The organism is Agromyces molybdatiresistens, from assembly GCF_052748445.2.
Genome location: NZ_CM188258.1, coordinates 347,174 through 374,109, shown reverse-complemented (window position 1 = coordinate 374,109; position 26,936 = coordinate 347,174). Strand labels below are relative to the sequence as shown.

The window sequence follows — 26,936 nt, the reverse complement described above, 5'->3', positions numbered from 1 at the left end:
CCAACCACCCCGAAGGACGGCGTACTAGGTCAAGACCCTTGCAGCTGATGCCTATGTCAATGTTCCACCCATGAGCTACCGGCGAGCACGAACGGCTCGATCCGGCGCCTGGAAGGCCCGAAAGCCTCCAGATGCTCCTTAGAAAGGAGGTGATCCAGCCGCACCTTCCGGTACGGCTACCTTGTTACGACTTAGTCCTAATCACCGATCCCACCTTCGACGGCTCCCTCCACAAGGGTTAGGCCACCGGCTTCGGGTGTTACCGACTTTCATGACTTGACGGGCGGTGTGTACAAGGCCCGGGAACGTATTCACCGCAGCGTTGCTGATCTGCGATTACTAGCGACTCCGACTTCATGAGGTCGAGTTGCAGACCTCAATCCGAACTGAGACCGGCTTTTTGGGATTCGCTCCGCCTTACGACATCGCAGCCCTTTGTACCGGCCATTGTAGCATGCGTGAAGCCCAAGACATAAGGGGCATGATGATTTGACGTCATCCCCACCTTCCTCCGAGTTGACCCCGGCAGTCTCACATGAGTCCCCACCATAACGTGCTGGCAACATGCGACGAGGGTTGCGCTCGTTGCGGGACTTAACCCAACATCTCACGACACGAGCTGACGACAACCATGCACCACCTGTAACCGAGTGTCCAAAGAGTTCCACATTTCTGCGGCGTTCTCGGTCATGTCAAGCCTTGGTAAGGTTCTTCGCGTTGCATCGAATTAATCCGCATGCTCCGCCGCTTGTGCGGGCCCCCGTCAATTCCTTTGAGTTTTAGCCTTGCGGCCGTACTCCCCAGGCGGGGCGCTTAATGCGTTAGCTACGACACGGAAACCGTGGAAAGGTCCCCACATCTAGCGCCCAACGTTTACGGCGTGGACTACCAGGGTATCTAATCCTGTTCGCTCCCCACGCTTTCGCTCCTCAGCGTCAGTAAGTGCCCAGAGACCTGCCTTCGCCATCGGTGTTCCTCCTGATATCTGCGCATTCCACCGCTACACCAGGAATTCCAGTCTCCCCTACACCACTCAAGTCTGCCCGTACCCACTGCAGGCCCGAGGTTGAGCCTCGGGATTTCACAGCAGACGCGACAAACCGCCTACGAGCTCTTTACGCCCAATAATTCCGGACAACGCTCGGACCCTACGTATTACCGCGGCTGCTGGCACGTAGTTAGCCGGTCCTTTTTCTGCAAGTACCGTCAAGAAACCCGAAGGCCCCCCTTCTTCCTTACTAAAAGCGGTTTACAACCCGAAGGCCGTCATCCCGCACGCGGCGTTGCTGCATCAGGCTTGCGCCCATTGTGCAATATTCCCCACTGCTGCCTCCCGTAGGAGTCTGGGCCGTGTCTCAGTCCCAGTGTGGCCGGTCACCCTCTCAGGCCGGCTACCCGTCGACGCCTTGGTGAGCCATTACCTCACCAACAAGCTGATAGGCCGCGAGTCCATCCCAAACCGAAAAAACTTTCCACCCCAAGCGATGCCGCTCAAGGTCCTATCCGGTATTAGCTCCGATTTCTCGGGGTTATCCCAGAGTCCAGGGCAGGTTACTCACGTGTTACTCACCCGTTCGCCACTAATCCACCCAGCAAGCTGGGCTTCATCGTTCGACTTGCATGTGTTAAGCACGCCGCCAGCGTTCGTCCTGAGCCAGGATCAAACTCTCCAAAAAAAATGGTTCAACCAACCCCGAAAGGCCAGTCAAGTTCAATCACTGACAGAGAAACAACTGACTACAAAAAATCAAATTGTCCATCAATCAAAGGAAACCCGTCCCCCACCAAAAGGCAGAAAACACGGGGTTCAAAAAATTGGCATTGAACATAGTGCACGCTGTTGAGTTCTCAAGGAACGGACGCACCCGGGCTCCGGCCTCACGACCAGCCCCCAGGGCAACTTCCCAAGTCTACCACCGCCGGATCCGAGAACGCTGGGCGTTCGAGGACCGCTCGAACTCGAGCGGAGGGAGGTGGTGAGACGTTCTCCCAGGCTTGAAGCAACCGAGTCGCACGAGGCGCCTACGAGGCTGTTTGGCTGGGATTCGCTGCCTGCCCCGTGAGCTTCTCGCTCCCGGCTGCCGTGGCAACGAAGAAGAATCTACGGGCCGCCGAACGGCCGGGCAAATCGAGCGTGCATCCCGGGCGTGTCGCGCACCGCGCCCGCTCGCCGAAGACGACGAGGGCCCCCGCGGCCGAAGCCGGCGGGAGCCCTCGAAGCGGTCGCGGGGTGCGAGGCGATCACAGTCCCGAGTACGCGTGCAGCCCCTTGAAGAACAGGTTGACGACCGTGAAGTTGAAGAGCACGGCCGAGAAGCCGATGATCGCGAGCCAGGCCGAACGCGAGCCGCGCCATCCGCGGGTCGCCCGGGCGTGGATGTAGCCGGCGTAGACCACCCAGATGATGAAGGTCCACACCTCCTTGGTGTCCCAGCCCCAGTAGCGGCCCCAGGCCTTCTCCGCCCAGATCGCTCCCGCCATGAGGGTGAACGTCCAGAGGATGAACCCGATGATGTTGACGCGGTAGGCGAGGTTCTCGAGCGCGGTCGAGTCGGGCAGCGTCGCGAGGAACGACTTCTTCACCGAGTCGGCGGTCGCGGCGATCGCCTCGCGGCGCGACTGCATGAGCTGCACGACCGACAGCGCGAATCCGAGCGCGAAGAACCCGACGGCCGAGGTCGCGACGAACACGTGGATCACGAGCCAGACCGACTGCAGAGCCGGCGGCAGGGGAACGACGCTGACGTAGAAGTTCACGGTCGCCACACCGAGCAGCACGAGCACGAGCCCGGTCACGAACGTGCCGAGGAATCGCAGGTCGGTCTTCGCGATGAGCAGCACCAGCAGGAAGACCGTCGTGATGACGAGCGTGCCGGTGAGCGCGAACTCGTACATGTTCGCCCACGGCACGCGCCCGGCGGCGATGCCGCGCAGCACGGTCGCGGCGAGGTGCAGCGCCCAGGCGATCACCGTCATCGCGACGGCGACACGCAGCGAGGGCGAGCGGCCGTAGTCGACGGATGGCGCGGCGCCTGCGCCGTTCCGACCGGCGCGCCCCACCGCTCCCTTGCCCGCGCGGGGCGGGGCCGCGGTCGCGCCGGCGGCATCGGCGGAGGCGGTCGCCCCGGCACCCTGCAGCACGGGCTCCCGCACGCTCGTCGCGCTCGCGTCAGCGGGGCCATCCGTGACGCCCGCGGTCGCGGCATCCGTCGCCTGCGCCGACGCGGCCGAGCGACGGGCCAGGTCGATCGCGTACGCGATGAACGCGATCGCGTACACGGCCATCGCCGAGTACACGGCGATGATGGAGATCTCGTCGAGCGTCACTGTTCCACCTTACGTCTGGTCCCGATCGGCGAGCTTCGCTCGCTCCTCGACCACCGGTCCCGTTCCGGCGTGCCGGTCGGCGAACTCCTCGACCGCGCGCTCGAGCCCGGGGTCGTCGCCGCGGGCGAGGCCCGCGTACTCGAGCACGACGCGGCCGTCGGACCGGGTGACGGCCTTCACCCACATGCGACGGCGCGGCACGAAGAGCGAGAGCAGCAGCCCGCCGAGGATCAGCAGCGCGAAGACGAGCACCCAGACCTGCGACGGATCGTGGTGCACGTCGAACGAGGCGAAGCGCGGCACGCTCTCGGAGTAGTCGTCGCCGGCGGCATCGGGCGACGCGGTCGCGAACTCGACGGTGCCGAGCCCGTCGGGCAGCTCGGCCGAGTCGCCGGGCATGAGCTCGACCGAGTCCACGCCGGTCTGCCCGCCCGTGAGCTGTTCCATCCCGCTCGTGTCGAGCTGGTACACCGAGCGGGGCGTGCCGTCGTCGATGCCGAGGTCGCCGGAGTACACGTTCAGCGTGAGCACCGGGTACACGAGGTCGGGGAAGGTCGACGTGTACGCGCCCGAGGAGAGCGTCGTCTGCGTCGGGTAGAAGAAGCCGACGAGGCCGATCTGCTCGGCGAGTCCGTCCGGCACCTTCACGACGCCGATCGAGGTGAGGTTGTCGTCCTGCGGGAGGAAGGGCACCGAGTCGGTGAACACGACGTTCCCGTCGGGATCGCGCACCGTGATGGTCGGCGCGTAGCCGTTGCCGAGCAGGTACACGTCGGTGCCGTACTCGTAGAGGGGCTCGTTCACCTTGACGTCGCGCTCGGTCGCGCCGTCCGGTCCGTCGATCGTCACGTGCGCCGTGAAGTCGATCGCCTGGCCGAGCGCGTCGGTGTTCTCGGTCTCGTAGACCGCGTCGAGCTCGTCGAGCGTCAGGCGGTAGGGCGTGAGGCGGCCGTCGTCGAAGAATCGACCGGGGTTGAACGAGTCGTAGGCCGCGAGCGTGTTCACGAACGACTGGCCCTCGACGATCACCCGCTGGCCGGAGAAGCCGAACCCTCCGCCGATCGCCACGGCGACGAGCACGCCGACGAGTGCGGTGTGGAACACGAGGTTGCCGGTCTCGCGGAGGTAGCCGCGCTCGGCCGACACCGACGGGGCGCCGCGCTGGTCGTAGCGGTCGACGCGGTAGCCGGACTTCCTCAGCTCGGCGGCGGCCGAGGCGATCGCAGTCTCCGCGGACGCCAAGTCGCCGGACCTCGCGTCGCCGACGTCGAGCTCCCGCTCCGTGTACGCCGAGAGTCGCGACAGCCGCGCGGGGGTCTTCGGCGGGCGGGCGCGCAGCGCCTCGAGGTGGTGCTTCGTCCGCGGGATGATGCAGCCGATGAGCGACACGAAGAGCAGCAGGTAGATCGCCGAGAACCAGACCGACGTGTAGACGTCGAACATCTGGAACGAGTCGAGCACCGGCGCGAGGTCGGGGTTGTCGGCGAAGTACTGAACGACGCCGTTCGGGTCGCTCGAGCGCTGCGGCACGAGCGAGCCGGGCACCGCGGCGATCGCCAGCAGCAGGAGGAGGAGCAGTGCGGTGCGCATGCTCGTGAGCTGGCGCCATGCGAACCGCATCCACTCGGCGGGGCCGAGCTTCGGTGCGGTGACGGATGCCGCGGTGCCGCCCGATCCCTCGGGACCCCCGGCGTCGTCCGCGCGCGGCGCGGTCGCGCCGTCGTCGTAGTCGTCCGGCCGGAGCGGGTCGACGCCCGTGCCGCGCGCTGGCGCGGCATCCGCTCGCTCAGCCTCAGATCGCCGGGACGAAACCACTGATCACCGCCTGCAACTCGTACATCCAGATGGTCCAGAGGCCCGACACCATGAGCAGGCCGATGAGGATGAGCAGCCCGCCGCCGACGAGGTTCACGGCGCGGATGTGCCTCCGCACGAACGCGAGCGCGTTGGCCGCCCAGGCGAAGCCGAGCGCGACGAGCACGAACGGGATGCCGAGGCCGATGCAATAGGCGAGACCGAGCAGCGCGCCGCGGCCGGCCGACGCGGAGTCGGCGCTCAGTGCGAGCACGACCGCGAGCGTCGGGCCGATGCACGGCGTCCAGCCGAGGCCGAACACGATGCCGAGCAGCGGCGCGCCCGCGAGGCCGGTCGCCGGTCGCCACGACGGCCTGAAGGTGCGCTGCAGGAACGTGAACTGCCCGATGAAGACGAGGCCCATCACGATGAGGACGACGCCGAGCACGCGGATGATGAGGTCGGACCAGCGGGCGAGCCACGCGCCCAGCACCCCGAACGTCGTCGTGAAGATCAGGAAGACGAGCGTGAAGCCCGCGATGAAGAGGAGCACGCCGAGGAGCAGCCGCCGACGCGCACGGCGCGCCTCGTCGGCCTCGGCGCTCGCATCGGCGAACCCGCCGAGGTAGCCGAGGTAGCCCGGCACGAGCGGCAGCACGCACGGCGACACGAACGAGACGAGCCCCGCCGCGAGCGCGATCGGCAACGCGGCGAGCAGTTGCCCGTTGAAGACGATCTCCCCGAGGTCCATGTCGTGCCCGCGCCGCCGCTACGCCGTCGCGGCTTCGTCGACGAGGTCGCCGACGATGGTCTCGAGGATCGACGCATCCTTCAACTGGCCGAGGATGCGCGCGGCGACCCGGCCCTCGGCGTCGAGCACGAGCGTCGTCGGCACGGCGGCCGGGGGCACGTCGCCCGCGAACGCGTACTGCACGGCGCCGTCGTTCGCGTCGACGATCGACGGGTAGGTGATGCCGAACGTCTCCTCGAAGGACGCCGCGGTCGCCGCCTGGTCGCGGACGTTGACGCCCACGAACGCCGCGCCGTTCCCGTCGAACTGCTCGAACACCTCCTGCAGCATGGGCGCCTCGGCACGGCACGGCGCGCAGCCCGCGTACCAGAAGTTCACGACGGCGACCTCGCCGAGGAGTTCGGCCGAGTCGATCTCGTCGCCCTCGATGCTCGTGCCCGCGAAGGCGACCGGCTCGCCGCGCTCGTCGGCCGGGTACTCCGAGATCGTGCCGTCGCCGGCGATGTAGCCCTTGCCGCTGCCCTCGCGGTACTGCTCGGCGAGCGGGTCGCTCGAGCATCCGGCCAGGGCGACGACGGATGCCACGGCGAGCGCCGCGACGGCGAGCCTGCGTGCGCCCATCACACCGCACCCACGTCCGTTGCCTGCGACTGCAACCCGGCGGCGGGGTCGCGGTAGCCGACCTCCACGAACCGGCGGCCGCGACGCTCGAACGTCGTGATGCTCGAGAGCGCGCAGCGGCGGCGGCGGGGGTCGTGCGCGAGCGACCTGCCGGCGACGCGACGGTGCACCATCCAGATCGGCAACTGGTGGCTGACCATCACCACATCGCCGTCGTCGATGGAATCGGCGGCCTGCGTCATCGCCTCGAGCATGCGGTCGGCGATCGAGCGGAACGGCTCGCCCCAGCTGGGCTCCCACGGGTTGACCAGGAAGGCCCAGTTGCGCACGTCGCGCAGCGCGGAGTCGCGCCCCGACATCCGCTTGCCCTCGAAGCGGTTCGTCGGCTCGATGATGCGATCGTCGATCGTCGGCTCGAGGTCGAAGGCCTTGGCGATCGGCTCAGCCGACTGCCGCGTGCGCTGGAGGGGCGACGAGACGAGGGATGCCACGTGGCGCTTGCGTGCGACGAGGTCGAGCGCGGCGGCCTCGGCCATCGCGCGGCCGAGGTCGCTCAACCCGAATCCGGGGAGACGACCGTAGAGCACGCCCTGCGGGTTGAAGACCTCGCCGTGGCGCACGAGATGGATCTGCTCGGCCGGCACGCCCTCCAGTCTACGAACCGGTTCCCTTCGAAATCGCCGAGCGCCCGATGCGGCCGGCGACCGGCCCCGGTCCGGCGGGGAAAGCGCGGCCGGTAGGATGGCCTGTCGTGAACACGCGCACCCTGGTCAAGCAGCTCGCCGCCCTTCCCGACGGGCCGGTCACCGTCGCCGGCTGGGTGGAGACGGTCCGCGATCAGAAGAAGGTGCAGTTCATCATCCTGCGCGACGAGTCGGGTGCAGTGCAGCTCGTGAACCCGGCGGTGCGCGAGCTCGACCCGGAGGGCGTGAGCGTCGGCGCGGCCGAGGCGTTCGCGCTCACGGAGCAGATCTCGTCGCTCGGCCACGGCACGTTCGTCACCGTCACCGGTCAGCTGAAGCACGACGAGCGGGTGAAGCTCGGCGGCCTCGAGGTGAGGATCGAGTCGCTCGACGTCGTGACCGAGGCGCTCGAGACGCCGATCGCGGCCGACTCGAGCCTCGACAAGCGCCAGGACTGGCGCTTCCTCGACCTGCGCCACCCGAAGCAGAACCTCATCTTCCGCATCCAGACGACCTTCCTTCACGCGCTCCGCACCTACTGGGTCGAGCGCGACTGGGTCGAGATCCAGACGCCGAAGCTCATGGCCTCGGCCTCCGAGTCGCGCGCCGAGCTGTTCGAGCTCGGCTACTTCGACGGCACGGCGTACCTCTCGCAGAGCCCGCAGTTCTTCAAGCAGATGGCGCAGCCGGCTGGTTTCGGCCGCGTCTTCGAGGTCGGCCCGGCATTCCGCGCCGACCCGTCGTTCACGTCGCGCCACGCGACCGAGTTCACCTCGATCGACGCCGAGATGAGCTGGGTCGACTCGCACGAGGACGTCATGGCGATGCACGAGGAGCTCCTCGTCGCGGGCTTCACGGCCGTCGTCGCCAAGCACGGCGACGAGATCCGCGAGCTCTTCGGCGTCGAGGTCGCCGTGCCGACGACGCCGTTCCCGCGCATCCCGCTCGCGGAGGCCAAGGAGATCGTCGCGTCGCGCGGATACGTCGTGCCGCGCGCCGACGCCGACATGGACCCCGAGGGCGAGCGCCAGATCTCGAAGTACGTCAAGGAGACCTACGGCCACGACTTCGTGTTCCTCACGGACTACGCCTCGAGCATCCGGCCGTTCTACCACATGCGCCGCGAGGGCGACCCGTCGATCACGAACTCGTACGACCTCATCTACAACGGCGTCGAGATCTCGACGGGCGCGCAGCGCGAGCACCGCATCGACGTCCTCGTCGAGCAGGCGAAGGAGAAGGGCCTCGACCCCGAGGAGCTCGGCTTCTACCTCGACTTCTTCCGCTACGGCGTGCCGCCGCACGGCGGCTTCGGCATGGGGCTCGCGCGCCTGCTGATGCTCATGCTCGACGAGCACTCGATCCGCGAGACGACCTACCTGTTCCGCGGCCCGACGCGCCTGCTGCCGTAGTCGCGGCCCCGTCGCCTGCCCACCGCCCGTCTCGGTGAGATGACGCGAACCGCTCTGCGGGATGGCCGATCGGTCGATTCGCGTCATTCGAGCGCGCCGGACGGATGCGGCGCGGCGGCGCGGCGCCCGGGCGGCGCGGGGCCGTTCAGGCCGGTGGAGCCCAGTCGGCGGCGATGAGGGCGGCGCGAACGCGCTCGATCCGGTCTGCTCGGCGTCGGCCGACATGAGTCGCGTTGAACCGGATGACCCGCCACCCGGCGTGCGCGAGATCGTCGAGCCGATCAACATCCCGTGCGTACTGCGCTCGGTCCGTCCGATGGTGGTCGCCGTCGTATTCGACCAGGACCCGCCAACGCGAGTAGACGAGGTCGCCGATGGCGATCGGCCGCCCCGAGGCATCCCTGATCGGCATGTTGACATCGGGTTCGGGCAACCCGGCGTCGACGAGGTCGAGGCGGAGCTCCGTCTCCGCCGGCGAGTCCGTGCGTGCGCGCACGCGAGCGAGCGCCCGCACGAGCCGACGGTGACCGCGTCGGCCGGCCGTGCGCGCCACGGCGCGGTGCAACTCGTCGAGCGGGGCGATCGGGCGCTGCCGGCGCACGAGGGCGTCGCCGATCACGACGAGTTCGCGCTCCGTCAGGTCGGCGGCGAGCTGGCACCAGGCATCGACGGCCGAGACGACGCGAAGTCCCATGATCGAGCCGACCCGCACGAGGTCCCGGCGGACACGATGCCCGCGCACGCCGCGGGCACGCGGGATTCCGTGCGGCTCGGCGGCCGCGACGTCGATCGCGCCGTCCGGCCTGCGCCCTGCGACGGGCAGTCCGTGGAGCGCCGCGGCCGTTCGATGGGTGAACACCTCGCACGGTCGCATGCGCTCCCGGTACGCCCGGCAGACGGCGAGCAGGTCGAGGTCGTCCGACGAGGGGACGCGGACGCCGTGGAACGGGCGAGCGAGGTCCGCACCGCGGAGCCGCCCTTCGCCGATCCCCGCCCGCCTGGCTCGGGCAACGGCGAACGGCGAACCCGCCAGCTCCGCCGGAAGACCGATCCGTGCTCCCACGACGCCAGCCTCGCCGCCAGAGGTGCCCGCGCCACTCGCAGCCGTCCCACCAGGGGAGGTCGCCGCCCCACGCCGTCTGTCGAGGACGAGTCCCGGCCGATCCATCCACCGATCTTTCGACCGTCGAGCTGACGCGATCTGCTCGACGGGCACGAGGAAGCAGCGTTTCGCGTCATGTCACGACGACATCGCCCGCGGACCCGGTGGTCGGGCGCCGGCAACCGGCAGACTGTCCGTGTGGATGCCCTGCTGCTGTCGTTCGCACTGGTACTGCTCGCCGCCATCCTGATCTCGGGGCTGGCGCACCGCACGGTGCTGTCGACGACGGTGCTCTTCCTGGTCGCCGGCTTCTTCCTCGGCAGCGGCATGCTCGACGTCATCGTGCTCGAGCCGACCGATCCCACGGTCACGACCGTGTCGTCGCTCGCGTTGTTCGTGGTGCTCTTCACCGACGGGCAGGAGGTCGCGCTGCAGCAGCTGCGCGCCGCGTGGCGGCTCCCGGGCCGCGCGCTGCTGCTCGGCATGCCGATCACGTTCGCCATCACGACCGTGCTCGGCGTGTGGCTGCTGGGGTTCACCTGGCTCGAAGCGGCGCTCGTCGCGGCGGTGCTCGCGCCGACCGACCCGGTGTTCGCGAGCGCGATCGTCGGCCGCGGCGAGATCCCGCACCGCGTCCGACACCTGCTCGGCGTCGAGTCGGGCCTGAACGACGGACTGGCCCTGCCCGTCGTGCTCATCCTCATCGCGACGGTCGGCGGGCCCGAGGTCGAGCCGCTCGTCCTCGCCGAGGAGCTCGCGCTCGGCATCGCGGTCGGGATCGCGGTGCCGCTCGCGGTCGCGTGGCTCGTGCGCCGGAAGGTGTTCTCGCGCACGCCGCTCTACGCGTCGCTCACTCCGGTCGCGGTCGCGCTGATCGTGCTCGGCATCTGCACCGTGACGCACGCGAACCTCTACCTCGCCGCCTACGCGGCCGGCATCACGATCGCGACGGCCGCGCCGGAGATGCGCGACGCCTTCGCCGAGTTCGGCGGGCAGTTCTCCGAGCTCCTGAAGCTCCTCGCCATCCTGATGTTCGGCGCCCTCATCTCGCCCGAACTGCTCGCCTCGGTGCCGTGGACGGCGTACCTGTTCGGCGTGCTGCTCATGGTCTTCGCCCGGCCGGCCGCGGTCGAGCTGTCGCTCATCGGCAGCGGCCTGCCCTGGGAGGAACGCGCGACCGCGGCCTGGTTCGGTCCGAAGGGGTTCGCCTCGGTGCTGTACGGCCTGCTCGTGCTGCAGAGCGGGGCGCCCGAGGCCGACCTCATGTTCCACGTCGTCGTCGTCGCGATCGTGCTCTCGATCGTGGCGCACTCCTCGACGGACGTGCCGATCGCCGGATGGTTCGCGCGGCGCGAGGCCGCGGAGCGGGAGTCGCGCGCCACCTGGCTCGACACGCCAGAGGTCGGGCGACGCGGCGGCATGCGGCATCCCGAGCGTGACGGCGCCGGATCGGACGACTGATTCAGTCCCGGCGCGCGAGGTCCGAGACCGCCGGGCCCTCGATGCGTCGCCCGCGGTGGTCGAAGCGCGAGGCGTGAAGGGGGCAGTCCCACGTCGCCTCGGCGTCGTTCCAGTTCAGGATGCCGCCGAGGTGCGGGCACACGGCGGACACGGCGCAGGTCTCGCCGCCGACGGTCGAGACGCCCGTCGGGCGGATGCCGCGGCGGAGGACGACGCCGACGCCCTCGGGCGGTGCGGCCGCGTCGGGCACCGCGGCACCCGGCACCGCCGCCTCCCGCTCCGCCGCATCCGCGCCCGCCGCGCCGAGTTCGGGTGCGCGCAGCGCCCCCACCCAGCCCTGCACGGCGACCACGCCGACCCGCGCCCCTTCCACCGCACCGCGGACGAGGTCGGCGGGCACGGTCGCCCGGGTACCGATCGTGCGCGCCCAGTCCGGCCGGCGCGCACCGAGCATCTCGTGCGCGATGCGGATTCCCGCGGCGACGCCGTTCGTGAGGCCCCACTTCGCGTACCCGGTGGCGAACCAGACGCGACCCCGGCCGCGCGGCATCCGCCCCGCGAACGGGACGGTGTTGTGCGATTCGTAGTCCTGCGCGGCCCACACCTCCGGCTCGCCGGCCTCGGGCCACCAGGCGCGGGCCCAGCCGAGGAGCTCGGCGCGGAGCAGGTCGGTCGCGTCCTCGCGGCCCGTGCGATGGTCGCCGCCGCCCACGATGAGATGCCGCCCGTCGGCGTGCTCGTGCGTGCGGATGCTGCGGGACGGGTCGTCCACGGACAGGTACAGCCCGTCGGGCCCCGCGCCCGGCAGGTCGAACGCGGCGAGCATCGATCGGAAGCCGCTCGTCTTCGCCCAGTAGAGCCCGCGGTCGAGCATCGGCGCACCCGTCGCGATCACGACCTGGTTCGCGGTGAACTCGCCCGCCGTCGTGCGCACGACGACCGGGTCGGAGGCGCGCACGCCGAGCGCGCGCACGCCCGACACGAGCCGCCCGCCTGCGGCCTCGACGAGCGCGGCGAGGCCGTGCATCAGCTCCGGCGGGTGCAGCGCGAGCTGCCCGTCGAGCGCCACGGCTCCGGCGAACGGGAACCGGACGTCGTCGTCGACCTCGACCACGCGCCGCACGGGCAGCCCCGCTTCGCGCGCGGCGTCCGCCTCGTCCTGGACGGCGGGGAGACCGCCGGCCGTCTGGGCGTAGCTGTACGCCGTCGCGGTCCGGAACGCGACGTCGGCCCGTTCGCACGCGCGCCGCAGCCACTGCTGCCCCGCGCGGTTCGCGTCGACGTAGGCGCGCACGAGGCGCGCCGGGTGGTTCCGCCGGATCGTCGACAGCCGAGTGCCCTGCAACAGGCTCGCCTTGCCCGTGTTGCGGCCGCTCGCGAGGGCGCCGGGCACGTCCTGTTCGAGCACCGTCACCGAACGACCGGCGTCGAGCAGCATGACCGCGGTCGACAGGCCGGTGATGCCGGCGCCGACCACGATCACGTCGGCGTGGGTGTCGAGGTCGCTCGGGAGGGCGGCGTGGCGCGCGTGCGAGTCCGTCGTCATCCGGCCAGTCAACGCGGGACGCGGGCGGTCGGCACCCCCTTGAACGAACGGGTGCCTCAGGCTAGGCGGGTGCGCGTCGGCTCAGCCGCGCGCGAGCAGCGCCGTCTTGAGGCGCACCGGGTCGAGCCGCCAGTAGCCGTGCACCTCGTCGTCGATGAGCAGAACGGGGATCTCCTCGGCGTAGCGGGCGCGCAGCGCCTCGTCGTCGAGGATCGAGCGCTCCTCGAGCGTCGTCCGCGGCGACCCCGGCGTCGCGGCGAGTTCCTCGCGCACGCACGTCACGACCTCGCGTGCGGCGTCGCAGAGGTGGCATCCGGGCTTGCCGATGAGGGTGAGGCGGATGTCGCGGAGCGTCGGGTTCACCCCGTCAGGATACGTCGGCGGGAGACAGCGAAAAGCGCCAGGCCGTGAGGCCTGACGCTCATGCCGTGGTCGCTGAGCGACTACTTCTTGTTGCGACGCTGGTGGCGAGTCTTGCGAAGCAGCTTGCGGTGCTTCTTCTTCGCCATGCGCTTGCGACGCTTCTTGATGACGGAACCCACGAATACCTCACAAAGATCCGGGTCGGCCGCGCGTGCCGCAGCCGTGGGCGCGAACGCCCCGCGGTAGTCTAGCCCATCCACGCGCGCGGCGCCGTCGGCCCGGATCGGCCACCCCGCGGCATCCGTTAGTTTCGGGGGATGACCCGACCCGAACTCGTCATCCGGACCACCAGCGAGGACGACTGGCGCGAGGTCCGCGACCTCCGGCTCGAGATGCTCGGCGACACCCCGATCGCGTTCGGCGACACGCTCGAGCGCGCCCTCGGGTACGACGAGGCCGAGTGGCGCACACGCGCCAGGCGCGGCGAGTCGGCGGTGCAGACCGTGATCGTCGCGATCGAGGGCGGGCGCTGGGTCGGCACGATGGGCTGCTACGTGCCGGATGCCGCGACCGGCCCGCTGCTCGTCGGCGTCTACGTCACGCCCGACCGTCGCGGCGGCGCGAACGCCGTGGCGGACGCGCTGCTCGCCGAGATCGAGCGGTGGGCGAGCGCCCGGGCCGACACGCTGCGGCTCGAGGTGCACGAGGACAACCCCCGGGCACGCCGGTACTACGAGCGCCGCGGCTTCGACTACACCGGGCACAGCCGGGAGTACGAGCTCGAACCCGGCGGGCTCGAACTCGAGATGGTCAAGCGCCTGCGCTGAGGCCGGGACCGCCGCCCGCCGCGCCTACCGGCGGCGCTTCGCGCCGACCACCGCGGTGACCTGGCGCGCGGTGTCGGCGAAGGCCTTGCCGAGCGCCGAGGCGAACGCGCGCTGGTCGTCGTTCAGTTCCTCGCCGACGGCGTCGGCGCCGGCCAGCGTCGCGGCGTCGGCCGCGGCATCCGTCGTCACGAAGGGGATGAGCCAGTCCTCGAGGCGCTCCAGCGGCGCGCGGTCGAGGTGGTAATAGCGGTGCTGGCCCTCCTCGCGGACGCCGACCAGGCCGGACTCGCGGAGCACCTTGAGGTGCTTCGACACCGTCGGCTGGCTGACGCCGAGCGCCGTGACGATCTCGCCGACGCTGATCTCGCCGCCGGAGTCGGGCTGCGAGGTCTCGCGGTCGAGGAGCACGCCGAGGATGTCGCGCCGGGTCGGATCCGCCACCACGTCGAAGATGTCCGCCATGGTGCAAGGGTAGCCAGTCGCGCCCGAGCCGGGGAGTACCATGACTCTCGCGTCGAGCGGAGGAGGGCGGATGGCCTCGCACACCGTGGGTCGTCGGGCCTTCTCCCCGCGCTCATGGCTCGGTCGCGTGCGCGACGCGTTCGACACGCTCGTGAAGAGCTCGCCGTCGCGCTTCGCGATCCTCGTGTTCGCGACCCTCATCCTCATCACGACGGCCCTGCTCTCGCTGCCCGTCGCACGCGCGGGCGCCGGAACCGGCGGGACGCCGCTCTACGACGCGTTCTTCACGGCGGTCTCCACGATCTGCGTGACCGGCCTCACGACCGTCGACATGGCGACGCACTGGTCGCCGTTCGGCAACACCATCATCTTCATCGGCATGAACATCGGCGGCATGGGCGTGCTGACGCTCGCGTCGATCCTCGGCCTCGTCGTCTCTCGGCGACTGGGGCTGCGCGCCAAGCTCATCGCCGCGAGCGACACGAATCCGTCCCGCGTGCACGCGGGACCGGTCTCCGAGCGACAGGCGGTGCGGCTCGGCGAGGTCGGCGGGCTGCTCGCGACCGTCGCGGTCAGCACGCTCTCCATCGAGGCCGTGATCATGCTCGGCATGATCCCGAGCGTGCTCGCCAAGGGCTACGACTTCGGGCTGAGCGTCTGGTACTCGGCCTACTACGCGGTCAGCGCGTTCACGAACACGGGCTTCAACCCCAACCCGCTCGGCCCCGTCGAGTTCTTCGACGACTACTGGTTCCAGTCGCTCATGATGCTCGCCGTGTTCCTCGGCAGCCTCGGCTTCCCGGTGATCTTCGCGCTGCTGCGGACGTGGAGGAGCCCGCGCCGATGGAGCGTGCACGTGAAGCTCACGCTCACGACGACCATCGTGCTCTGGATCGCCGGCGCGGTGACCTTCCTCGTGCTCGAGTACAACAACCCGAAGACGTACGGCGGCCTCAGCTTCCTGAAGACGTTCTACGAGGCGTTCTTCATGTCGACGATGACCCGCTCGGGCGGCTTCGCGACGATCGACATGGCCGACCTGTACGGATCGAGCCTGCTCGTGACCGACATGCTGATGTTCGTCGGCGGCGGTTCCGCGTCCACGGCGGGCGGCATCAAGGTGACCACGCTCGCCGTCCTGTTCCTCGCGGCCTACGCGGAGGCGCGCGGTGCACCCGCGATGGAGGCGTTCGGGCGGCGCATCCCCCGCGACATCCTGCGCCTGGCCGTCAGCGTCGTGCTGTGGGGCGCGACCATCGTCGCCGTCTCGACCGTCATCATCACCCAGATCACGAAGTCGGCGCTCGACTTCGTGCTGTTCGACGTGATCTCGGCGTTCGCCACCTGCGGGCTGTCGACGGGGCTCACCGAATCGCTGCCCCCGGAGGGCAAGTACGTCATGGCCCTCACCATGTTCATGGGACGCGTGGGCACGGTCACCCTTGCGGCCGCCCTCGCGGCATCGCAGAAGCGCCAGCTGTTCAGACGACCGGAAGAGAGGCCCATCGTTGGTTGATCGCATCAAGCACGACGCTCCAGTGCTCGTCATCGGACTCGGGCGGTTCGGGGCGGCCACCGCCGGCCAGCTCGACCGCCTCGGCCGCGAAGTGCTCGCCGTCGACGCGGACGAGGGCCTCGTCCAGAAGTGGGCCGAGCGCGTCACGCACGCCGTCGTCGCGGACGCCAAGTCGCTCGACGCGCTGAAGCAGATCGGCGCGCAGGAGTTCTCGATCGCCGTCTGCGCGGTCGGATCGTCGGTCGAGGCGTCGGTGCTGATCACCGCGAACCTCGTCGACCTCAAGATCCCGCAGATCTGGGCGAAGGCCATCTCGACCTCGCACGGCAAGATCCTCGAGCGGATCGGCGCGAACCACGTCATCTACCCCGAGCGCGAGGCGGGCGAGCGGACCGCGCACCTGGTGTCGGGCCGCATGCTCGACTTCATCGAGTTCGACGACGACTTCGCGCTCGTGAAGATGTACCCGCCGAAGCCGATCCGCGGCAAGAACCTCACCGAGTCGGGCGTCCGATCGCGGCACAACGTGACCGTGGTCGGCGTGAAGAGCCCCGGCAAGCCGTTCACGTACGCGACGCAGGAGACCGTGGTCTCCAACCACGACCTCATCATCGTCTCGGGCACCGAGGGCGACATCGAGAAGTTCGCCGCGCTCGAATAGCGGATGGCGCGGGGCCCGCCGTTCGCGCAGCGTGCGGCGCAGTCGTCCGCGGGCCCCGCGGCATGCGTCGGCCTGCTCGCGGGGCGGCCGCGGCATCCGTTCTCAGGCGGTGACGCCCGCGACCGTCGACACGACGGTCGCCACGACGCCGAGCCCCACGAGGATCACCGCGATGGTGCCGAGCACGCGCGGCACGTGCGAGGTCGCCTCGAACCGCAGCCGGTCGGGACTGCGGCGGCGCACCCACGCCAGCGGCTCGCCGTCCTCCGAGTCCGGTTTCGGCTCCTCCCCCGGCTCGAGCCGCCGCTCGTGGAACTCGCCGTCCGCGAACCAGCGCACCACGGTCGCGTCGTCGCGCTCGACGATCGCGACCTCCGTCGCATCCCATGCGCCGTCGGCCATTCGCGCGAAGGCGAAGGCGAGCAGCAGCACGCCGCCCGTCGAGAGGGCGACCCACGCGATCACCTCGCCGGCGAGGGCGATGATGTCGAGCGGCTCCATGGCGCTGAGCGTACCCGCGATCCGGGCCGCCGGATGACACCGCCGCGAGCCGCCCCGACCATGCGGTCGTCGCGGGTCGCGCGCCGCTGGTGGCCGCGGCCCGTGCGCGCGTAGCATCGCGCCCATGACCACTGTCATCGACGTCCGGGGCCTCGAGAAGCGCTTCGGACGAACCACGGCGCTGGACGGGCTCGACCTCGAGGTCGCGGCGGGCGAGATCCACGGGTTCCTCGGCCCGAACGGGGCGGGCAAGTCCACCACGATCCGGATCCTGCTGGGCCTTGCGCGGGCGAGCGGCGGCGAGGCGCGCCTCTTCGGCCACGATCCCTGGCGGGATGCCGCTGCTCTGCATCGTCGTGTCGCGTACGTGCCGGGCGACGTGAGCCTCTGGCCGAACCTCTCGGGCGGCGAGGCGATCGACCTGCTCTCCCGGTTGCGCGGCGGGACCGCTGATCGCGCCGCCTACGCCGAGCGCAAGGCCCGGCTCGTCGAGGCGTTCCAGCTCGACCCGCGCAAGAAGGGCCGCGCCTACTCCAAGGGCAACCGGCAGAAGGTCGCGCTGGTCGCGGCGTTCGCCACGCCGGCCGAGCTGTACATCATGGACGAGCCGACGAGCGGCCTCGATCCGCTCATGGAGCAGGTCTTCAACCGCGAGATCGCGCGCGTCGCCGCGGAGGGCTCGACGGTGCTGCTCTCGAGCCACATCCTCTCGGAGGTCGAGGCGCTCTGCGATCGGGTCAGCATCATCCGCGCCGGCCGGCGCGTCGAGGCCGGCACGCTCACGGAACTCCGTCACCTGACCCGGTCGTCCGTCGCGTTCGTGCACGTGCCCGGCCAGGAGGCGGCCGTCGCAGCGCTCGACGGCGCCCACGACGTCGTCGTGAGCGCGGGCCGCGTGCAGTTCACCGCCGACAGCGACCGCATCGCAGTGCTGCTGCCCGAGCTCGGCCGCCTCGGCGTGCAGGGCCTCACGGTCGCGCCGCCGTCGCTCGAGGAGCTCTTCCTGCGCCACTACGGCGACGATCCCGCGCTCGTCGGCGCGGCGGCATCCGCATGAGCCCGACGAGCCTGCTGGTCCCGCTCGTCGCGCAGCGCGCACGGCGCGATCGGTTCCAGCTCGTGCTCTGGATCGTCGGGACGGCGGGCCTCGCGCTCATGGCGACCACCGCGGTCGGCACCACGTTCGGCGACGTCGCGGAACGCGAGTCGATCCTGCGCCTGACGATCCTCGCGCCGGCGATCCTCATCTTCCGCGGCACGCCCGACGGCGCGGGCGAAGGCGAGTTCGCGGCGTTCCTGATCCTCGCCTTCCTCGCGCTGATGGCCGGGCTCATGAGCACCTTCCTCGCCGTGCGGCACACGCGCGCCGACGAGGAGCAGAGCCGTGCGGAGCTCGTGGCCGCGACCCCGGCCGCGCGCACGCTGCCGACCGTCGCGACGGTCGTGCACGGCGTGCTCGCCAACCTGGTCCTGGCGCTCGCGATCGCCGCCGCCTTCGTGGCGAGCGGGCTGGACGCCGCGGGCTCGGCGGTCACGGGGCTCGCCGTCGGCGCGACCGGCGTCGCCTTCCTCGCGGTCGGGCTCGTCGCGGCGCAGTTGTTCCGCACGTCGCGCAGCGCGAACGCGCTGTCGGTCGCGCTCGTGCTCGGCGCGTACGTCGTCCGCGGCCTGGGCGACGCGCTCGGCGAGGCATCCGACGACGGACTGACCCGGACCGCCGCCTGGCCCAGCTGGCTCTCGCCGATCGGGTGGGCCCAGCGGACCGAGCCGTTCGACGGGAACGACCTGACGCCGCTGCTGCTCCCCCTCGGACTCGCCGTCGTGCTCATCGGGCTGGTGTTCGTCTTCCAGTCGGCCCGCGACAGCGGGGCCAGCCTGCTGCCCGGCCGCTCCGGGCGCGCGGGGGCCGGACCGCTCCTCGGCGGAAGCGTGGGCCTCGCTTGGCGGCTGAACGCGGGCGCGGTCCTCTCCTGGGCGGTCGGCGCGGTCGTCGCCGGCGCGCTCGCCACGACCCTCACGCCGCTGATCGGCGAGATCGGCTCCGACGCGCCCGCGATCGCCGACACGCTGCGGCAGGTCGCCGGCGCCGACGCGTCCCTCGAGGAGGCGTTCACGGTCACGTTCTTCTCGATGATCGGGATCCTGGCCGCCGCCGCGGCCCTGCAGGCCGTCATGCGCGCGCGGCTCGAGGAGGCGCACGGCACCGCCGAGCCGGTGCTCGCGACGCCCGTGCCCCGGCGCTCGTGGCTCGGCGGATACGCCCTCGTCGGTGCACTCGCCATCATGGTGGTCCTCGTGCTGGCCGCGGGCGGCGCCCTGCTCGGCTCGCTGGCCTCCGACGACCCGGCCTCCTCCGCCGAGAACGCCCTCGAGTCGGCGCTCGCGCAGGCGCCCGCGGCGCTCGTGTTCCTCGGCCTCGGGCTGCTCGTGTTCGTCCTCGCGCCGCGCCTCACGATCCCGGTCGCGTGGGCGCTGCTCGCGGCCGGCGCGTTCTTCGGCATCTTCGGCGAGCTGCTCGGCCTGCCCGACTGGCTGCACGACCTCTCGCCGTTCTCGCACTCCCCGCTCCCCGTGGGCGGCGAGGTCGACTGGACCGGCGGGTTCTGGATGCTCGGCATCGCCGCCGCGGCGATCGGCCTCGCGGTCGTCGCGATGGGCCGGCGCGAGCTCACGACCGACGGCTGACCCGGCGCGCGGGTCCGGGGGCTGCGGCGACCGGCCCGCGGCATCCGGCCCGCGGCATCCGTCCCGCGGCATCCGTCCCGCGGCATCCGCGTAGCCTTGACGGGTGGACTGCGCGTACTTCGACGCGGGGCGCTGCCGGTCGTGCGCGCTCATGGGGCGGCCGTACCCGGTGCAGCTCGCCGACAAGCAACGGCACGCCGAGGAACTGCTCGCCCCGTTCGACGTGCCCTCGTGGCTTCCGCCCGTCGCGTCCGGCGAGCGCGACTACCGCAACAAGGCGAAGATGGTCGTCGGCGGAACGGTCGAGTCGCCCACGATCGGCATCCTCGACGCCGACGGGCACGGCGTCGACCTGCAGGCGTGCGGCATCTGCTCGCCGGGCCATCGGGCGGCGTTCCCCGTGCTCGCCCGGTTCATCACGCTCGCCCGCATCACCCCCTACGACCTCGCCGCGCGGCGCGGCGAGCTGAAGCACCTCATCGTGACCGAGTCGCCCGACGGCGAGCTCATGGTGCGGTTCGTGCTGCGCTCGACCGAGCCGCTCGGGCGCATGCGCAAGCACCTGCCGACGCTGCTCGCCGAGCTGCCGAACGCGCGCGTCGTGACGGCGAACCTGCTTCCCGAGCACAGGGCCGTGCTCGAGGGCTCCGACGAGGTCGTGCTCACCGACGCCGACACGCTGCCGATGCGGCTCAACGACGTGACGATGCACCTGCGCCCGCAGAGCTTCTTCCAGACCAACACCGCCATCGCCGAGGCGCTGTACGCGGAGGCGCGCGCGTGGATCCGCGACCTCGCGCCCGAGCACGCGTGGGACCTCTACTCGGGCGTCGGCGGGTTCGCGCTCCACCTCGCGGGCGCCGGCGCCACCGAGGTGACGGGCATCGAGACGAGCGTCGAGGCGGTCGCGAGCGCCGAGCTGAGCCGAACGGATGCCGCGCTCTCGCGCGTGCGCTTCGCCGCGGGCGACGCCACCGCGTACGCCCTGGCCGCGGCATCCGCCCCCGACCTCGTCGTGGTGAACCCGCCCCGACGCGGCATCGGCGACGAGCTCGCGGGCTGGCTCGAGCGGTCGGATGCCGCGCACGTGCTCTACTCGTCGTGCAACGCGGCCTCGCTCGCGAAGGACCTCGCGGCGATGCCCTCGCTGCGACCCGTCAAGGCGCGCGTGTTCGACATGTTCCCGCAGACGACGCACTTCGAGGTGATGGTGCTCCTCGCCCGCCGCTGAGCACTGTTCTCGGGAGCCGCGCACCGTTCTCAGGACCTTCGGCGCGATCTGCGCGCTTCTCAGGAAGCAGCGCCGCGCAGAACGGCGACACGCCGACCGATTCCTGAGAGCGGTGCTCAGCCTGCGGCGAGCTCGCGGGCGCGGGCCAGGGCGGCGTCGGTGGCCCGGGCGAAGAGGTCGGGGAGGTCGGCATCCTGGAGGACCGCGACCGCGCGCTCGGTGGTGCCCCTGGGGCTCGTGACCCGGCGGCGCAGCTCGGCCGGGTCGTCGTCGGAAGCCGCGAGCAGTTCGCTCGCGCCGCGGAACGTGCCGCGCACCATCACGGCGGCCTGCTCGGGCGTGAAGCCCTTCGCGACCGCCGCCTGCTCGAGGGCCTCGATGAGGAGGAACACGTAGGCGGGGCCGGAGCCGGAGACCGTCGACAGCGCGTCGAGCTGCGACTCGGGCACGACGAGCACGTCGCCGACGGTCTCGAAGAGCGAGACGACGAGCGCGAGGTCGGCCTCGGTCGAGCGCGTGCCCGCCGAGACGCCGGTCACCGCCCGGCCGACGACGGCCGGCGTGTTCGGCATGGTGCGCACGACCGGCACGTGCGACGGCAGGTGCGCCTCGAACGTCGCGACCGTGACCCCCGCCGCCACGCTCACCACGACGGTGCCGGGCGCGAGGGCGTCGGCGATCTCGTCGAGCAGGTCCGGCACCATGGCCGGCTTCACGGCGACCACCACGAGCTTCGCGCCGGCGACCGCACGGCGGTTCGCCGCGGCATCCGTCTCGGTCGCGTACGCCGTCACGCGGGGCTCGTCGTCGAACTCCGCCGCGCGTGCCGCAGTGCGGTTGGTGGCGCGGATGCCGTCCACCGAGACATCCGGATGCAGCAGGCCGGAGAGGACCGCACGGGCCATCGATCCGGCGCCGAGGAAGGCGATCGCGGGCAGGTCAACCGGCTGGCGGGAGGTCATGGGTGCCATCCTAGGATTGGCGCATGAGCGCATCCGGCGGCACGAAGGCGATCCTGGCGGCATTCCTCGCGAACACGGGCATCGCCGTGACGAAGTTCATCGCGTGGTTCTTCTCGGGGTCGGCATCGATGCTCGCGGAGGCGGTCCACTCGGTCGCCGACGCCGGCAACCAGCTGCTGCTGTTCTTCGGCGGGCGGCAGGCCAAGCGCGAGGCCGACCGCGAGCATCCGTTCGGGTACGGGCGGGAACGCTACGTGTACGCCTTCGTCGTGTCGATCATCCTGTTCTCGGTGGGCGGCGTCTTCTCGATCTACGAGGGCGTCGAGAAGATCCAGCATCCGCACGAGCTCGAGGTGCCGTGGCTGCCGATCCTGGTGCTCGTCATCGCGATCGTCCTCGAGTCGTTCTCGCTCCGCACCGCGGTGAAGGAGTCGAACCTGGTGCGCGGCAAGCAGACATGGGTGCAGTTCGTGCGCCGGGCGAAGGCCCCCGAGCTGCCGGTCGTCCTGCTCGAGGATGTCGCGGCCCTCCTCGGCCTCGTGTTCGCGCTCTTCGGGGTCGGCCTCACGATCATCACGGGCGACACGATCTTCGATGCGATCGGGACGCTCATGATCGGCACGCTGCTCATCGTCGTGGCGATCATCCTCGGCATCGAGACCAAGAGCCTCCTCGTCGGCGAGGGCGCCAACGAGGCCGACGTGAAGCGGATCGAGCAGGCGATCATGGCCGGCCCGGAGGCCGAGCGCATCATCCACATGAAGACCCTCTACCTCGGGCCCGACGAGCTCCTCGTCGCCGCCAAGCTCGGGTTCCACGGCGGCGAGAGCCTCGCCGAGGTCTCGACCGCGATCAACGTCATCGAGCAGCGCGTGCGGCACGCGGTCCCCGCAGCACGCGTCATCTACATCGAGCCCGACATCTACGTCGACCCCAACCTCACCGCCCCGCCGACCGACGCGATCGTCATCAAGGGCCTCGAATGACGGATGCCGCCGGCGCCGCCGGCCGACCCGTCGCACTGGTCCTCCGGCACGACTCCACGATCGGGCTCGGCAACCTCGGTCCGACCCTCGAGCGCCACGGCTACGAGGTGCGGTTCCTCGACGCGCCGGCCGAGGACGTCACCGGCATCGACCCCCTGGCGCCCGACCTCGTCGTGGTGCTCGGCGGCGAGGAGGGCGCGTACGAGACCGACCGGTACCCGTACCTCGCCGACGAGCTCGACCTGCTGCGGGCCCGCATCGCGGCGGAGGCGCCGATCTTCGGCGTGTGCCTCGGCGCGCAGCTGCTGGCCGCGGCGCTCGGCGCGCGCGTCCACCCCGGGCCGCGCAAGGAGGTCGGCTGGCTCGGCGTCGAGCTCGAGGAAGCGGGCGCCGGTTCGCCCCTGCGGCATGCCGAAGGCGTGCGGTTCGTGCAGTGGCACGGGGACACGTTCGACCTCCCCGAGGGCGTCGAGCGCCTCGCCGGCTCGGCGCAGTACGCGAACCAGGCGTTCCGGCGCGGCGACTGGCTGCTGGCGGTGCAGTTCCACCCCGAGGTCACGCCCGAGATCCACGAGGACTGGCTCGCCGCGTGGGGCGACGAGCTGCCGGAGTACGGGCTCACCGTCGAGGGCATGCGCGAGCTGCAGGCCTCCTGCGGACCGGCCGCCGAGACCGCGTCGGCCGCGATCCTCGGCGACTTCGTCGAGGGACTCGCACGCCGGGGCGAACTGCCCCGGGCGAGCTGAGCTCACTCCGCCGAGGCGGGGCGGCGCAGCGGGTCCTCGAAGAAGTCCCGCAGCAGGCGCGACGCGGCATCCGCCTCGACTCCCGCGTAGACCTCGACGCGGTGATTCAGTCGCCGGTCGCGGAGGACGTCGTAGACCGAGCCCGCGGCGCCGGCCTTCTCGTCCCAGGCGCCGAACACGACGGTCGGGATGCGCGCGGCCAGGATCGCGCCGGCGCACATCACGCAGGGCTCGAGCGTCACGACGAGCGTGCACCCCGTGAGGTGACGGTCGCCGGTCGCGCGCGCCGCCTCGCGGATCGCGATGAGCTCGGCGTGCGCCGTCGGGTCCTCGTGCAGCTCGCGCTCGTTGCGCCCGGTCGCGACGACCTCGCCGTCGCGGACCACGACCGCGCCGACGGGCACGTCGCCGGTGGCGAGGGCGGCGGACGCCTCGGCGAGGGCGAACCGCATCCACTCGACGTGCTCAGGGCGGTGCACCGGCATCCGATCGCCCCTTCTCATCGGCGGAACCCCCGCAACTAGACTCGAGCCTATGCGAGTCCACGTTGCCGACCACCCGCTCGTCACCCACAAGCTCACGGTGCTCCGCGACGAGAACACGTCGTCCCCGGTCTTCCGCTCGCTCGTCGAGGAGCTCATGACACTCCTCGCGTACGAGGGCACGCGCGACGTGCGGGTCGAGCCGGTCGACATCGTCACGCCCGTCTCGCCGACGACGGGCGTGCGCATCGCCGACCCCAAGCCGCTGATCGTCCCGATCCTCCGCGCGGGCCTCGGGATGCTCGAGGGAATGGTGAAGCTCCTGCCCTCGGCCGAGGTCGGCTTCCTGGGCATGGCTCGCAACGAGGAGACGCTCGAGCCGACGACGTACGCCGAGCGACTGCCCGACGACCTGTCGGGCCGGCAGTGCTTCGTGCTCGACCCGATGCTCGCCACCGGCGGCTCGCTGATCGCCGCGATCGACTTCCTCCTGAAGCGCGGGGCGACGGATGTCACGGCGATCTGCATCCTCGCCGCGCCCGAGGGGCTGCAGGCCGTCGAGCAGGCGATGGCCGGCCGCGACGTCACGATCGTGCTCGGCGCGGTCGACGAGCGGCTCAACGAGCACGGGTACATCGTGCCCGGCCTCGGCGACGCCGGCGACCGCCTGTACGGCACGGTCTGATCCGTCGCCTCGGTCTCGGCGTCATGGCGTGGCGCCAGCGGTCGAATGCGTGCTACGACCCCCTCACCTCGCAGGATCTTCGCTGTGAGACACGCCGAAGCGAGAAGCATCCGGCAAGATTCGAAGAATAGGATCCTGCTCGAAGGATCTTGCACGATGGCGCGCGCCTCCTTCGGACCTCCCCCATCTCGGTCGGCCCTCGCGCACCGCGTGCGACGTCATGCACGGTCATCGCATGGTCACGGTTTGACACATCAGGGCACCTGGGTTTGACTTTCGCCCATGACTGACACCGCACGCTCCCTGACCGCCCTCGAGGCTCAGCGGACTGCCGGCACGATGATGCCGGCGCGTGCGTCCATGTGTTGTCGAATGTGCCGCTGACCAGCGAACCCCCGCCGAGCACGCGACCGATCCCACCCGGATCGGAACGGCTCCGTCGAACCCGCACCTCTGATCGGGTTCCCCCCGGCCCACTCGGGCCATTCGCTCCGACCCCGCGATGACGGGGCCGTCGACGCATCTTCAGCACAAGGATCCGCCATGTCTCTCGCTCTCGCACCGTCCGTCCGCACCGCCCACCCCACTGCACGCCCGACGCACCCCGCGGCATACCGCCCGCAGCCTGCCGCCGCGCGGCCGGCGCCGGTCGTCGCACCCCCCGCCCCGGTTCCGACGGCGGCCCCGGCCGCCGCCGCTCCGTCGTCCCCCGCCGCGCCCCGTGTCCGAGCCGTGCCCGAGGGGACCGAGGCCCGCGGCTTCGTCCTCTACGTCGGCATCGACGAACTCAAGGCCGCGGCCGACGGCACGAGCCTGCACCGGATCGTCGAGGCGCTCCGCACGCTCACCGCAGAGCTCGCGCCGTCCGCCGAGACATACGCGGCCGTCGCCCTCGCGCCCGAGGGCGCCGGCGGTCGCGACGTCGACGTCGTGCGCCTCGCGCTGCAGGATCCGTCCGCCCTCGCCCGCCAGCGCGAGTCGCAGGGCCTCAGCGATGACGCCGACCGACACCCGGACGGCGTCATCATCGACATCTCGCGCAAGCGCGTGCTGCTCGACGGCGAGCCCGCGGGCCTGACCTACAAGGAGTTCGAACTCCTGCAGTACCTCGTGCTGCGCGAGGGACGCACGATCGACCGGCACGAGCTCATCGACGGCCTCTGGGCCGGCGACGACGAGATCCCGAACGAGCGTACGATCGACGTGCACATCCGCCGCCTCCGGTCGAAGCTCGCGCACTACCAGGACATCGTCCGCACCGTCCGCGGCGTCGGCTACCGGTTCGACCGGCACGCCGATGTCTCGATCCGCCAGGCGTCGACGCCGAGCCCCGACGTGTTCTGATCCGACCGAGGATCTCTCAGGAAACTCCCCCACATTCGGGGCACATCCCACTAGCGCCCGTTACCGATCCGTTATATATTCGAAGCGCACCGGTTGTTTGCTGTGGCGGCCGGTGCGGAATGTGATTGCAGGACACTCTTGGTGCAAGGGAGAGGGCCGGTCGTCAGCCTCTACGACCGGCCCTCAACCGTGTCCGGCCACCCATGATCGGCGGCGCAGCGCCACCCCGTGAACGGGGTCTGCGCGGAACGGCGAGCATCCCTATCCTTGGTCTCATCGGCGTCGATGTTCGCTGCCGAACGGAGGAGGGGGCGGGCTTGACTGATCGCGCGATGGCGGTGGCGGCATGGGAGGCGCTCTTCCGCGCCCAGGTCTCGATCATGCGCCGGCTCTCGGCGGAGTTCCCGACCGAGGTCATGTCGCTCAACGAGTACGACGTGCTCTTCAACATCTCGCGGGCTCCGGGCCGCCGTCTGCGCCTCAAGGAGCTCAACCGGCACCTGCTCATCTCGCAGCCCAGCGTGAGCCGCCTCGTCGACCGCCTCGCGGCCCGTGGCTGGGTCGAGAAGACCGACGACCCGCTCGACGGGCGCGGCACCATCGTGCAGCTCACCGCGAAGGGGTTCGAGGAGTTCCGCCGCGCCGCGATCCACCACATGGAGGCGATCACCGACCGCGTCGGGGGCACACTCGACGACGCCGAGCTCCGGCAGCTGATCAGCCTGTGCGACCGGCTGCGCGATGCGCAGGGGCCGACCGCCCCGGGTCCGCCCGTCGAGCACTGACCG

General features: G+C 70.8%; 26 protein-coding genes and 1 rRNA gene. 13 read left to right on the top strand and 14 right to left on the bottom strand.

The features are described from left to right. Window positions 1-142 precede the first annotated feature (142 nt). The 6 genes from ACULK2_RS01775 to ACULK2_RS01750 form a co-directional block, all read right to left on the bottom strand. Window positions 143-1,676 (bottom strand): 16S ribosomal RNA (locus ACULK2_RS01775). A 565-nt stretch (window positions 1,677-2,241) separates the two neighbouring features. Further along, the gene (ccsB, locus tag ACULK2_RS01770; protein ID WP_445969857.1) at window positions 2,242-3,285 is read right to left on the bottom strand and encodes a c-type cytochrome biogenesis protein CcsB; all 1,044 of its coding nucleotides are present in this window, start codon (window positions 3,283-3,285) and stop codon (window positions 2,242-2,244) included. Window positions 3,286-3,336: 51 nt separating this feature from the next. Continuing rightward, complete coding sequence (resB, locus tag ACULK2_RS01765; protein WP_445969854.1) at window positions 3,337-5,142, bottom strand: cytochrome c biogenesis protein ResB; 1,806 nt, start codon at window positions 5,140-5,142, stop codon at window positions 3,337-3,339. Beyond that, window positions 5,120-5,872 (bottom strand): cytochrome c biogenesis CcdA family protein, encoded by a 753-nt coding sequence (locus ACULK2_RS01760; RefSeq protein ID WP_445969853.1) that lies wholly within the window; start codon window positions 5,870-5,872, stop codon window positions 5,120-5,122. The genes resB and ACULK2_RS01760 overlap by 23 nt, the downstream gene beginning before the upstream one ends. A gap of 18 nt (window positions 5,873-5,890) precedes the next feature. Next, window positions 5,891-6,493 carry a TlpA family protein disulfide reductase gene (locus ACULK2_RS01755; protein ID WP_445969852.1) on the bottom strand — a complete coding sequence of 201 codons (603 nt, stop codon included), beginning with the start codon at window positions 6,491-6,493 and terminating at the stop codon, window positions 5,891-5,893. Next, window positions 6,493-7,137 carry a histidine phosphatase family protein gene (locus ACULK2_RS01750; RefSeq protein WP_445969851.1) on the bottom strand — a complete coding sequence of 215 codons (645 nt, stop codon included), beginning with the start codon at window positions 7,135-7,137 and terminating at the stop codon, window positions 6,493-6,495. Before ACULK2_RS01750 ends, ACULK2_RS01755 begins: the two co-directional genes overlap by 1 nt. Before the next feature lie 107 nt (window positions 7,138-7,244). Between ACULK2_RS01750 and aspS the strand changes: the two genes are divergently transcribed. Further along, entirely contained in the window at window positions 7,245-8,588 is a 1,344-nt protein-coding gene (gene aspS / locus ACULK2_RS01745; RefSeq protein ID WP_445969850.1) for an aspartate--tRNA(Asn) ligase, read from the top strand. Between the two features lie 145 nt (window positions 8,589-8,733). Here aspS and ACULK2_RS01740 read toward each other — a convergent pair whose 3' ends face one another. Beyond that, a complete protein-coding gene (locus ACULK2_RS01740) occupies window positions 8,734-9,651 on the bottom strand; it encodes an endonuclease domain-containing protein (RefSeq protein ID WP_445969849.1) in 918 nt (305 codons plus the stop codon). Between the two features lie 237 nt (window positions 9,652-9,888). Between ACULK2_RS01740 and ACULK2_RS01735 the strand changes: the two genes are divergently transcribed. Continuing rightward, on the top strand, window positions 9,889-11,151 hold the full coding sequence (locus ACULK2_RS01735; RefSeq protein WP_445969848.1) for a cation:proton antiporter: 1,263 nt from the start codon (window positions 9,889-9,891) through the stop codon (window positions 11,149-11,151). Between the two features lies 1 nt (window position 11,152). Here the strand turns inward: ACULK2_RS01735 and ACULK2_RS01730 are convergent, their stop codons facing one another. The 3 genes from ACULK2_RS01730 to ACULK2_RS01720 all read right to left on the bottom strand — a co-directional run bounded on the left by ACULK2_RS01730 (window position 11,153) and on the right by ACULK2_RS01720 (window position 13,239). Continuing rightward, a complete protein-coding gene (locus ACULK2_RS01730; protein ID WP_445969847.1) occupies window positions 11,153-12,697 on the bottom strand; it encodes an FAD-dependent oxidoreductase in 1,545 nt (514 codons plus the stop codon). 81 nt (window positions 12,698-12,778) lie between these two features. Beyond that, the gene (locus ACULK2_RS01725; protein ID WP_445969846.1) at window positions 12,779-13,060 is read right to left on the bottom strand and encodes a glutaredoxin family protein; all 282 of its coding nucleotides are present in this window, start codon (window positions 13,058-13,060) and stop codon (window positions 12,779-12,781) included. A gap of 80 nt (window positions 13,061-13,140) precedes the next feature. Then, window positions 13,141-13,239, bottom strand: a complete 99-nt coding sequence (locus ACULK2_RS01720; RefSeq protein ID WP_003792170.1) for a 30S ribosomal protein bS22 — start codon at window positions 13,237-13,239, stop codon at window positions 13,141-13,143. Window positions 13,240-13,377: 138 nt separating this feature from the next. Between ACULK2_RS01720 and ACULK2_RS01715 the strand changes: the two genes are divergently transcribed. Next, window positions 13,378-13,887: a GNAT family N-acetyltransferase gene (locus tag ACULK2_RS01715; protein ID WP_445969845.1), complete on the top strand. Its 510-nt coding sequence runs from the start codon at window positions 13,378-13,380 to the stop codon at window positions 13,885-13,887. Between the two features lie 24 nt (window positions 13,888-13,911). Here ACULK2_RS01715 and ACULK2_RS01710 read toward each other — a convergent pair whose 3' ends face one another. Further along, complete coding sequence (locus tag ACULK2_RS01710) at window positions 13,912-14,349, bottom strand: ArsR/SmtB family transcription factor (RefSeq protein WP_445969844.1); 438 nt, start codon at window positions 14,347-14,349, stop codon at window positions 13,912-13,914. Window positions 14,350-14,419: 70 nt separating this feature from the next. On the opposite strand from ACULK2_RS01710, the gene ACULK2_RS01705 reads away from it, so the two are divergent. Both ACULK2_RS01705 and ACULK2_RS01700 read left to right on the top strand, forming a co-directional pair. Further along, the gene (locus tag ACULK2_RS01705) at window positions 14,420-15,865 is read left to right on the top strand and encodes a TrkH family potassium uptake protein (protein WP_445969843.1); all 1,446 of its coding nucleotides are present in this window, start codon (window positions 14,420-14,422) and stop codon (window positions 15,863-15,865) included. After that, complete coding sequence (locus ACULK2_RS01700; RefSeq protein WP_445969842.1) at window positions 15,858-16,526, top strand: potassium channel family protein; 669 nt, start codon at window positions 15,858-15,860, stop codon at window positions 16,524-16,526. Before ACULK2_RS01705 ends, ACULK2_RS01700 begins: the two co-directional genes overlap by 8 nt. A gap of 102 nt (window positions 16,527-16,628) precedes the next feature. Here ACULK2_RS01700 and ACULK2_RS01695 read toward each other — a convergent pair whose 3' ends face one another. After that, window positions 16,629-17,027 carry a hypothetical protein gene (locus ACULK2_RS01695; RefSeq protein ID WP_445969841.1) on the bottom strand — a complete coding sequence of 133 codons (399 nt, stop codon included), beginning with the start codon at window positions 17,025-17,027 and terminating at the stop codon, window positions 16,629-16,631. Window positions 17,028-17,151: 124 nt separating this feature from the next. Between ACULK2_RS01695 and ACULK2_RS01690 the strand changes: the two genes are divergently transcribed. The 3 genes from ACULK2_RS01690 to rlmC all read left to right on the top strand — a co-directional run bounded on the left by ACULK2_RS01690 (window position 17,152) and on the right by rlmC (window position 20,943). Further along, the gene (locus tag ACULK2_RS01690; protein ID WP_445969840.1) at window positions 17,152-18,084 is read left to right on the top strand and encodes an ABC transporter ATP-binding protein; all 933 of its coding nucleotides are present in this window, start codon (window positions 17,152-17,154) and stop codon (window positions 18,082-18,084) included. Beyond that, complete coding sequence (locus ACULK2_RS01685; RefSeq protein ID WP_445969839.1) at window positions 18,081-19,712, top strand: ABC transporter permease; 1,632 nt, start codon at window positions 18,081-18,083, stop codon at window positions 19,710-19,712. Before ACULK2_RS01690 ends, ACULK2_RS01685 begins: the two co-directional genes overlap by 4 nt. 103 nt (window positions 19,713-19,815) lie before the next feature. Beyond that, window positions 19,816-20,943 (top strand): 23S rRNA (uracil(747)-C(5))-methyltransferase RlmC, encoded by a 1,128-nt coding sequence (rlmC, locus tag ACULK2_RS01680; RefSeq protein ID WP_445969838.1) that lies wholly within the window; start codon window positions 19,816-19,818, stop codon window positions 20,941-20,943. A gap of 116 nt (window positions 20,944-21,059) precedes the next feature. Here rlmC and proC read toward each other — a convergent pair whose 3' ends face one another. Then, window positions 21,060-21,905: a pyrroline-5-carboxylate reductase gene (proC, locus tag ACULK2_RS01675; protein WP_445969837.1), complete on the bottom strand. Its 846-nt coding sequence runs from the start codon at window positions 21,903-21,905 to the stop codon at window positions 21,060-21,062. A gap of 23 nt (window positions 21,906-21,928) precedes the next feature. On the opposite strand from proC, the gene ACULK2_RS01670 reads away from it, so the two are divergent. After that, complete coding sequence (locus tag ACULK2_RS01670) at window positions 21,929-22,891, top strand: cation diffusion facilitator family transporter (RefSeq protein WP_445969836.1); 963 nt, start codon at window positions 21,929-21,931, stop codon at window positions 22,889-22,891. Further along, window positions 22,888-23,637 carry a glutamine amidotransferase-related protein gene (locus ACULK2_RS01665; protein WP_445969835.1) on the top strand — a complete coding sequence of 250 codons (750 nt, stop codon included), beginning with the start codon at window positions 22,888-22,890 and terminating at the stop codon, window positions 23,635-23,637. The genes ACULK2_RS01670 and ACULK2_RS01665 overlap by 4 nt, the downstream gene beginning before the upstream one ends. Window positions 23,638-23,639: 2 nt before the next feature. Here the strand turns inward: ACULK2_RS01665 and tadA are convergent, their stop codons facing one another. Continuing rightward, window positions 23,640-24,122, bottom strand: coding sequence for a tRNA adenosine(34) deaminase TadA (gene tadA, locus ACULK2_RS01660; RefSeq protein WP_445969834.1), 483 nt, complete (start codon window positions 24,120-24,122; stop codon window positions 23,640-23,642). Between the two features lie 49 nt (window positions 24,123-24,171). On the opposite strand from tadA, the gene upp reads away from it, so the two are divergent. From upp to ACULK2_RS01645, 3 genes are all read left to right on the top strand, one after another. Then, the gene (gene upp / locus ACULK2_RS01655) at window positions 24,172-24,804 is read left to right on the top strand and encodes a uracil phosphoribosyltransferase (RefSeq protein ID WP_445969833.1); all 633 of its coding nucleotides are present in this window, start codon (window positions 24,172-24,174) and stop codon (window positions 24,802-24,804) included. A 543-nt stretch (window positions 24,805-25,347) separates the two neighbouring features. After that, window positions 25,348-26,148, top strand: a complete 801-nt coding sequence (locus tag ACULK2_RS01650; protein ID WP_445969832.1) for a winged helix-turn-helix domain-containing protein — start codon at window positions 25,348-25,350, stop codon at window positions 26,146-26,148. A gap of 317 nt (window positions 26,149-26,465) precedes the next feature. Then, window positions 26,466-26,933, top strand: coding sequence for a MarR family winged helix-turn-helix transcriptional regulator (locus ACULK2_RS01645; RefSeq protein ID WP_445969831.1), 468 nt, complete (start codon window positions 26,466-26,468; stop codon window positions 26,931-26,933). The last annotated feature ends 3 nt before the right edge of the window (window positions 26,934-26,936 follow it).